This is a genomic window from Aeromonas sp. R3-1 (assembly GCF_040908345.1).
In the GTDB taxonomy this organism is placed as follows: Bacteria; Pseudomonadota; Gammaproteobacteria; order Enterobacterales; family Aeromonadaceae; genus Aeromonas; species Aeromonas veronii.
Genome location: NZ_JBFODN010000270.1, coordinates 1 through 8,768, shown reverse-complemented (window position 1 = coordinate 8,768; position 8,768 = coordinate 1). Strand labels below are relative to the sequence as shown.

The following is an 8,768-nucleotide window of genomic DNA, read 5'->3' as shown; positions in this document are numbered from 1 at the left end:
GCGACTCGAGTTCTGGATTGGCGAGGTGAAACCGGCACAGGCGCCACTGGTGGCCCAGTGGGCCGAATGGCAATACGAGCTGATGCCCCCCTGGCTCGAGTTTCAGGAGTCCTGGACCCAGGAGCTGGACAGGCTGATGAAGCAGCGCCAGAGTCCCGACTTTACCCGCGAGCTGACTGACCTGCTGGCCGAGGGGGATGGGCTGATGGATGGCCGCTTTACCGGCTATACCGAGCAGTCACGCCAGCGTACCGTCAACTGGCTGAGCGCCATGAGCCAGTCGCTGGATATCTCCCAGCGCGCCCATCTCTACTCCCTGCTCAAGGGTTATGCCCGCGACTTCAAGCAGATGAGCGGCAGCTGACGAGCGGCATCGAATGGTGCCATGCGCCGGGGCAACCTTGTTCAAACCGGGCGCTTATGGTAGTTTGCCCTTTCTATTTATCGGGAATTAACTTTTTGCGCCTTATCGACAAAGTAAAACTGGTGCTGGTAACTCTGGTTATCGCCCTCACCCTGCTTTGTTCCATCGCCCGAATGGAAGGCCCGCTGCTACCCGCATCTCCTCAGAGTGAACAGCAGCAGACTCAGGTGTTCAATCACCTTAGCGACAGCGATGATGGCATCATCAAGTTTGTCGGCAGCCATCAGAATCACCTGCTGCGTCTCGAACAATCCCTGCGCAGTGACAACCAGCCCAAGAGTGTGGTCTACGAGCTGATCCAGAGCTGGTCGGCCCAAGCCATCCTGCTGTTGCTGCTCGGCTGGCTAATGCTGGCACCCGAGCTCTATCACAAACAGAGTTTTCGCGATCGCTTTGGCGCGATCCACCGGCGCCATCTACAGCGCCAACATCTGCAATACCGCTTCACCCAGAGCTATCTGAGCGCCTGACCCCGGGGGGGTTGGCACATCCACTGTTTGCTCATCTCCTCTTCCTGACGGATCCGGCGGCCGCCTGATCCGCATCTGATGCATCCCATTTTTTGCGCCTTGCCGAGCCTTGTTGCTATCGGCCCGGGCACCATTCTCCTGACAGAGGCTTGTTTGCCATGAGAAAGAGCAATCGCACCGTTCTCAACCGCATGAGCAAGTGGCAGTACGCACTGCTGCTGTTGATGCTGTTGACCTTTACCTTTTACTCCCTGCCCACCTTTTTCGGTGAGCAGCCCTCCCTCGGCCTGCACGGACAGCAGCGCCTGACCACCCAGCAACAGATGCTGCTGAGCGACAAGCACCTAGCACCGGTCAAGGTGATCGAGCAACCTGAGCGAGTCGAGCTGGTCTTTGCCAGCCAGGGCGAACAGCAGCGCGCCAAGCAGTTGCTGGAGCAGCAAGGGGTCGACAGTGCCGCCCTGACCCTGGAGTTTCACTCCAACGCGCCGGCATGGATCACTCGCCTCGGCGCCGATCCCATCAAGCTGGGGCTCGACCTGCGTGGCGGCTCCCAGCTGCTGATCGGGGTGGACGTGGACTTTGTCATCGACAATCAGACCAAGAATCTGGTGGATACCCTGCGCACCCGCTTCCGTGAAGCCAATCTGCGCGGCGCCAGCGTCACGCGCAGCGCACAGGGCGCCGTAGCCGTCACCCTGCCGGAGGTCGCCGAACAGGAGAGCTGGCTCGCCATCATCAAAGAGAGTGCCGGTACCCGTCAGGATCAGTGGAAGCTGACCCGCTCCGGCAATGATCTGAAACTGGTGCTGAGCGATGCTGAGCGCACCCTGCTGGTCAACAACGCCGTGACCCAGAACCTGTCGATCCTGAAAAAACGGATCAACGAGCTCGGCATCGTCGAGGCCTCGGTGGTGCGTCAGGGCCAAGATGGCATCCGTATCGAACTGCCCGGGGTACACAACCCCAAGCAGGCGAAAGAGGTGATCGGCGCCACCGCCTCGCTGGCCTTCTACGAGGCCAAAGCCGACAGCCACTTCTATATCGCCGATCGCAACGGCCAGGCCGTCGGCATGGCGCGCAAGCCGGTACTCACCGGCGAGCACATCGTCGATGCCCGCGCCAACATGGGCGAGATGGGTCAACCCCAGGTCAATATCGTGCTCGACACCCTGGGCGGCAGCAAGATGAACCAGTTCAGCCGCCAGCATGTGGGCAAGCCGATGGCGACCGTCTTCACCGAGTACAAAACCAACGCCCAAGGCAAACTGCGCGCCCAGAGCGAGGTGATCAACGTCGCCACCATCCAGACTGCCCTTGGCAACCAGTTCCGCATCACCGGCATTGGCAGTCTGCCGGAAGCTCAGGAGCTGGCCATGCTGCTGCGTGCCGGCGCCCTCACCGCCCCTCTCAAGATCCTGGAAGAACGCAGTATTGGCCCGACGCTGGGGATGCAGAATATCGAGGCGGGCTTCACCGCGCTGGCCTTCGGCATGGCAGGCATGATGCTGTTCATGATGGCCTGGTACCGCAAGTTCGGCTGGGTTGCCATCACGGCGCTGGTCGCCAACCTGTTGATGCAAGTCGGTATGCTGGCAGTGCTGCCGGGCGCCGTGCTGACCCTGCCGGGGATCGCCGGTCTGGTGCTGACGGTGGGCATGGCTGTGGATACCCATGTGCTGATCTTCGAGCGGATCAGGGACCGTCTGCGAGAAGGGGGCTCACTGGCCAACGCCATCGACTTTGGCTATCGCTCGGCCTTCCACACCATTTTCGATGCCAACATCACTACGCTCATCTGCGCTGTGGTGCTCTACTCCATCGGCTCCGGGCCGCTGCAGGGCTTCTCCATCACCCTCATTCTGGGTCTGCTCTCCAGCATGATCACCGGGATCTGGGGGACGCGCGCCATCATCAACCCCCTGTGGGGACGCAGCAGCGAGCGCACGCTGAAGGTGTAACGGGACAGCTGTCCCTCTGATGAGCGGCTTTGACTGCGCCATCGGCCATGGATATGGCCGGAGCGGCCAAAGCAGAACACTATTTTCCCGGCGTGTCGCGACACGTCGTGATGGGCCAACAGCCTGATGCTGGCTGGCCAAGGAGATAATTATGTTGAGAATGATCGTTGCTATGGGGCTGACCCGTTGGCGCTATATCGGCCTGTGGGCTTCCATCCTGCTGACCGTGGCCAGCGTCGCCATCTTGCTGGTGAACGGCCTGACATTGGGGCTCGATTTTACCGGCGGGATCCTGCTGGAGTTTCATATCCAGACCCTGAAAGAGGCCCATGAGCTCAATGCCATGCTGGTTTCCCCGCTGGCGGGAGCCGTTGAGCTGAGCTCGGCCGGTATTCCCGGCGAGTGGTTGATCAAGCTGCCCCCCCACGAACTGCCCTGGCCCGCGGCGGATCTCGCCACCATGCTGACACAGCAGTTGGGGATGCCGGTCGAGTTGCTGCGCACCACCATCGTCGGCCCTCAGGTGGGTGCCGAACTGTTCCAGCAGGGGATGCTGGCGGTGCTGGTCGCTTCGCTGGCAATGTCGGCCTATCTGGCGTTTCGCTTCGAGTGGCGTCAGGCCATCGGCATCCTGCTCTCGGTAGTCCATGACGCCATCGTGGCACTGGGACTGCTGTCACTCTTTCAGATCGAATTCGATCTGAACATCATCGCCGGCTTGATGGCGGTGATCGGCTACTCCCTCAACGACAGCATCGTCATCTCGGACAGGTTGCGGGATCTGCTGAGCTCGCGTACCCAGATGGGCATCCACGAATGCTCCGATGTGGCCATCAAGGCGACCTTCAGTCGCACCATGATCACCTCGGGCACCACCCTGTTTACCGTGGGCGCTCTGTTGCTGTTTGGCGGTGACGCCCTCTACGGCTTCTCCTTCACCCTGTTTGCCGGGATCCTGGTGGGCACCGTCTCCTCCATCACCGTCGCCTCGACCGTGCAGGAGCTGCTTGGGCTCACCCCGCAGGCCTACCAGAAGAAGAGCGAGGAGCCACTGGCCAACGCAGCCTGAACCTTGTTAATCAGGCCCGGCTCACCGGGCCTCAACAAACCGGGCCCCTGCCAACCATTGGCAGGGGCATTTTCATCCCTCCTCTCGGTCTCTCGCCGCCCATTTTGTCGTTCGGCTCGCTTCAATTGACAACTGACCATATTGAAAGCAATGACGGATCAACCCGTCATTTTTAATAACAAAAAGGTCATTTTATTACGTCAGAAACCATAAAATGTGACTGAAAGCACTTTCTTGAGGGCTCAAAGGAGGCAACATTGTGGTGATTTATCTACAAAGGGATATGAGATGTTGTTACAACCTGCCAATACAGCAAAATCCAGACAGTTGCTGAACGAGACCATGGCTTTGGTACTCGCAGGAGGGCGGGGTAGTCGCCTCAAACAGTTAACCGACAACCGTGCAAAACCTGCCGTTCATTTCGGCGGCAAATTCCGCATCATCGATTTCGTGCTCTCCAACTGCATCAACTCCGGCATCCGTCGGGTCGGTGTCGTGACCCAGTACAAATCCCACAGCCTGTTGCGCCATCTCCAATCGGGCTGGTCTTTCCTGCGCTACCAGATGAACGAGTTTATCGATCTGCTCCCTGCCCAGCAGCGGGTGGATGAGGTGAACTGGTATCGGGGTACCGCCGATGCGGTCTACCAGAATCTGGATATCATCCGCGATCACGCCCCCAAATATGTGGTGGTGCTGGCAGGCGACCACATCTACAAGATGGATTACGCCGCCATGCTGCTCGATCACGTCAATATGGGCGCCAAGGTGACCGTTGCCTGCATCGAGGTGCCACGCAGTGAAGCAAGCGCCTTCGGGGTAATGGCGGTGGATGATGATCGCAAGATCAATGCCTTCGTCGAAAAGCCCGCCAACCCGCCCGCCATGCCGGGCAAGGCCGACACCGCGCTGGCCTCAATGGGCGTCTATATCTTCGATGCGGAGTATCTCTATCAGCTGCTGGAAGAGGACATTGCCAACGAGCAGTCCCATCACGATTTCGGCATGGACGTGATCCCCCGCGTGGTGAAAGAGGGCACCGCATTCGCTCACCCGTTTGGCATGTCCTGTGTCGGCTGCTGTCCGGATCGCCGCCCCTACTGGCGCGATGTGGGCACCGTGGACTCCTTCTGGGAGGCCAATATGGATCTCGCTTCCGTCACGCCGGAGCTCGATATCTACGATCAGGACTGGCCCATCTGGACCAGTCAGAACATGACTCCTCCCGCCAAGTTCGTGCAGGACCGAAACGGCCAGCACGGCATGACCATCAACTCCATGTTTGCCGGGGGCACCATCGTCAGTGGCTCTTTCATCCTGAGTTCGGTGCTCTTTACCAATGTGCGGGTCGACTCCTTCTGCACTCTGGATCAGGCCGTTATCTTCCCGGGTGTGGAGATTGGTGCCGGTTGCCGACTGCGCCGGGTGGTGATCGACAAGGGGTGCAAACTGCCGGAAGGCACGGTGATCGGTGAAAACGCCGATGAAGATGCACGTCGCTTCCACCGCTCCGAGCAGGGCATAGTGCTGGTCACCCAGGGGATGCTCACTCGCCTGAACAAAGAGCTGCAGGGAAAACAGAAGCGCTGATCCGCAGCCAGACGGGATCCCCCTTCCTACTGCAAAGGGAGCCATAATGGCTCCCTCTTTCTATAGCTGACCAGATAACCACCTCACACCATCATTGCCATCGCGTTGCAGTCTCCCAGAGATACCATTTACTGTGGGTAAACAGCTGGGCAACGCAGCCTTTACGCCCTCAAGTCGTAAACATTAAATTACACAAAAACCATTAACCCTCCGAAAAACCCTCTGTATTATTCCTGTTCGCGCTATATAGCAGCTCCTTTATCTGACTTTTTAGCGGTAAACCCACTAGTTTCACTTGATTGTTTGTTTTTCCTTGGTAAGGTGATGGCGGTTGCGTAACAAAGTAGGTACCAGTGTAAATATTTAGGTACAACCGCTTTTGGCTTAATACAGTAGAGAGAATGAAATCATGCAAAGAGACCCCCTGAACAACATCCATATCCAGTCCGAACAAGTGATGATCACGCCTGCCCAGCTCAAGGAGAAGTTACCCATCTCCGACAAGGCGCTGGCATTCGTGCAAGGGGCCCGCAATACCATCGCCGACATCATTCACCGCCGCGATCACCGCCTGCTGGTGATCTGTGGTCCCTGCTCCATCCACGATATGGACGCCGCCAAAGAGTACGCAACCAGACTCAAAGCGCTGCATGATGCCTATCAGGACTCTCTCTACATTGTCATGCGGGTCTACTTTGAGAAGCCGCGCACCACGGTCGGCTGGAAAGGCTTTATCAACGACCCCAATCTGGATGGCACCTTCGATGTGGAGCTGGGGCTGCACCGTGCCCGCGAGCTGCTCTGCTGGCTGGCGGAGCTGGAGTTGCCGCTGGCCACCGAAGCGCTCGACCCCATCAGCCCGCAATACCTGGCCGAACTTTTCTCTTGGTCAGCCATCGGCGCCCGCACCACCGAATCCCAGACCCACAGGGAGATGGCGTCCGGCCTCTCCATGCCGGTCGGCTTCAAGAACGGCACCGACGGCAACCTGGGGACTGCCATTAATGCGTTGCAGGCGGCCTCCTCCCCTCACGCCTTTATGGGGATCAACCAGCAGGGCCAGGTTGCGCTGCTGCAGACCCAGGGCAACCCGGATGGCCACGTGATCCTGCGCGGCGGCAAACATCCCAACTATGACTCGGTCAACGTGTCGCTGGCGGAAGAGGCGCTGGAGAAAGCGGGCCTGCTGCCGAGCCTTGTGGTGGATTGCAGCCACGGCAACTCCAGCAAGGATCACCGTTTGCAGCCCAAGGTGGCCGACAACGTCATCCACCAGATCCAGGAGGGCAACCGCTCCATCATCGGGGTGATGCTCGAATCCAACCTGTTCGAGGGAAACCAGTCCAGCGAGCAGCCCAAGGAGCAGATGCGCTACGGGGTCTCCATCACAGATGCCTGCATCGACTGGGACACCACCGCTACCCTGCTGGACCGCTGCCACAACCAGCTGGCTGACCCCCTCAAGGGCAGAACTGCACGGTAAGCCGTGGTATCTTGTCGTAACCTATTGAACAATCGAGGTATCACTAGTGGTGGCATCAAACCGCTCACGCCGTGATACCTTGTTGCATCTTGATTTTCAGGGCGCCGCCGCTCGCGGCGCCAGCAGGGATTGGATATGGCTGAAGAGTTGAATGTACTCAGGGACAAGATAGATGCGGTGGACAAGCAGCTGATCGATCTGCTGGCCGCCCGTCTGGCCCTGGTGGGAGAAGTGGGTGAGGTAAAGAGCCGCCACGGCCTGCCCATCTATGCACCGGATCGGGAAGCGAGCATGCTGGCCCGCCGCCGCGCCGAGGCCGAGCAGTTGGGAGTGCCCGGCGATCTCATCGAAGACGTGCTGCGCCGGGTGATGCGTGAATCTTATGCCAGCGAGAAAGATACCGGCTTCAAATGCATAAAGCCGGATCTTGGCAAGGTGGTCATCATCGGCGGTCAGGGTCAGCTTGGTCGGCTGTTCGGTCATATGTTCAGCCTCTCAGGCTATCGGGTCGAGACACTGGAACAAGCCGACTGGCCGCGCGCTGACGAGATCCTCGCCGGAGCCGGTCTGGTGATGGTGGCGGTGCCCATCGATATCACCTGCCAGATCATCGACCGCCTCGGCAACATGCCCGCCCACTGCCTGCTGGTCGATGTCACCAGCGTGAAAGCGGCGCCGCTCGAACATATGCTGGCGGTGCACCAAGGGCCGGTACTGGGACTGCACCCCATGTTCGGGCCGGATGTTGCGAGCCTCGCCAAGCAGGTGATCGTCTGCTGTCAGGGTCGTGACCCCGCCGCCAGCCAATGGCTGCTGGATCAGATGACCATCTGGGGCGCCCGCTTGCAACAGGTGGAGGCCAAGGCTCACGATGAGGCGATGACCCTCATTCAGGCTCTGCGTCACTTCGCCACCTTTGCCTATGGCTGGCACCTCTCCCGGGAGCAGGCCAATCTGGATCGCCTGCTGAGTTTGAGCTCCCCCATCTACCGGCTGGAGCTCGCCATGGTGGGGCGGCTGTTCGCTCAGGATCCCCACCTCTATGCCGACATCATTTTGTCGTCACCGCAGAATCTGGCGATGATCCGTCGCTACTACCAAAACTTCGGCGACGCGCTGGGGCTGCTGGAGCGGGGGGACAGGGACGGTTTCATCAACGCCTTCTCGCAAGTCTCCGGTTTCTTCGGCGAGCATGCCGACCAGTTCCTGCGTGAAAGCCGCATGCTGCTGGCCCAGGCCAACGACCGCCGCCAACACGGCTGATCCTGCAAAAGTAGCAACGCTCATATCACCAAAAAGGGAAGATACTCAGGTATCTTCCTTTTTTGTTTGTTACTGTCCCGTCCTGAATATGGTTTACACCTTTCCCCCCAATAAATGGAGAATCCGATGGGACAAGGTGTGAAACGGACACAGCGCGATTACTCGCTGACTTTTAAACTGGCGCTGGTCGAGCTGGGGTGTCCTGGCAAGATCGGACAGTCCAGGAGCAAGCTGCCTGAGCTGTTCTCCAATACCTCTTGTTAAACTCCGCCGGGCTGACATTGCCAAGTCGTGAATGCCGATGCTGGCGGTTGTAAAAAATCTCTATGTATTCCTGGATCGCTGCCTTGGCCTCCGCTCTCGTCTTGAATCTATGGTGGTGAACCAGTTCATTTTTAAGAGTCCCCCAGAATCTTTCTATCGGGGCATTGTCGAAGCAGTTCCCCTTGCGTGACATGGAGGTCTGCATGCCAAATTGTACCTGGAGAGCCCGATAAGCCTTGGCACA

The 8,768-nt window shown here is 58.9% G+C and carries 7 protein-coding genes and 1 pseudogene; 7 read left to right on the top strand and 1 reads right to left on the bottom strand.

Going from position 1 to position 8,768, the window contains the following annotated elements; genetic code table 11:
* From AB5Y85_RS19400 to tyrA, 7 genes and pseudogenes are all read left to right on the top strand, one after another.
* A pseudogene (locus AB5Y85_RS19400) lies at positions 1-364 on the top strand (hypothetical protein); the annotation flags it as partial.
* Positions 365-459: 95 nt separating this feature from the next.
* Positions 460-894: a hypothetical protein gene (locus AB5Y85_RS19395; RefSeq protein ID WP_194495742.1), complete on the top strand. Its 435-nt coding sequence runs from the start codon at positions 460-462 to the stop codon at positions 892-894.
* Positions 895-1,052: 158 nt separating this feature from the next.
* Positions 1,053-2,855, top strand: coding sequence for a protein translocase subunit SecD (gene secD / locus AB5Y85_RS19390; protein WP_257687593.1), 1,803 nt, complete (start codon positions 1,053-1,055; stop codon positions 2,853-2,855).
* Positions 2,856-3,006: 151 nt separating this feature from the next.
* Positions 3,007-3,924, top strand: a complete 918-nt coding sequence (secF, locus tag AB5Y85_RS19385; RefSeq protein WP_005334046.1) for a protein translocase subunit SecF — start codon at positions 3,007-3,009, stop codon at positions 3,922-3,924.
* 288 nt (positions 3,925-4,212) lie between these two features.
* On the top strand, positions 4,213-5,514 hold the full coding sequence (glgC, locus tag AB5Y85_RS19380) for a glucose-1-phosphate adenylyltransferase (protein ID WP_005334047.1): 1,302 nt from the start codon (positions 4,213-4,215) through the stop codon (positions 5,512-5,514).
* 409 nt (positions 5,515-5,923) lie between these two features.
* A complete protein-coding gene (locus AB5Y85_RS19375) occupies positions 5,924-6,997 on the top strand; it encodes a 3-deoxy-7-phosphoheptulonate synthase (RefSeq protein ID WP_139411344.1) in 1,074 nt (357 codons plus the stop codon).
* Positions 6,998-7,132: 135 nt separating this feature from the next.
* A complete protein-coding gene (gene tyrA / locus AB5Y85_RS19370; protein ID WP_257687594.1) occupies positions 7,133-8,260 on the top strand; it encodes a bifunctional chorismate mutase/prephenate dehydrogenase in 1,128 nt (375 codons plus the stop codon).
* Between the two features lie 172 nt (positions 8,261-8,432).
* On the opposite strand, the gene AB5Y85_RS19365 is transcribed toward tyrA, so the two are convergent.
* A partial coding sequence (locus AB5Y85_RS19365; RefSeq protein ID WP_368221990.1) for an integrase core domain-containing protein occupies positions 8,433-8,768 on the bottom strand: 336 nt, incomplete at its 5' end.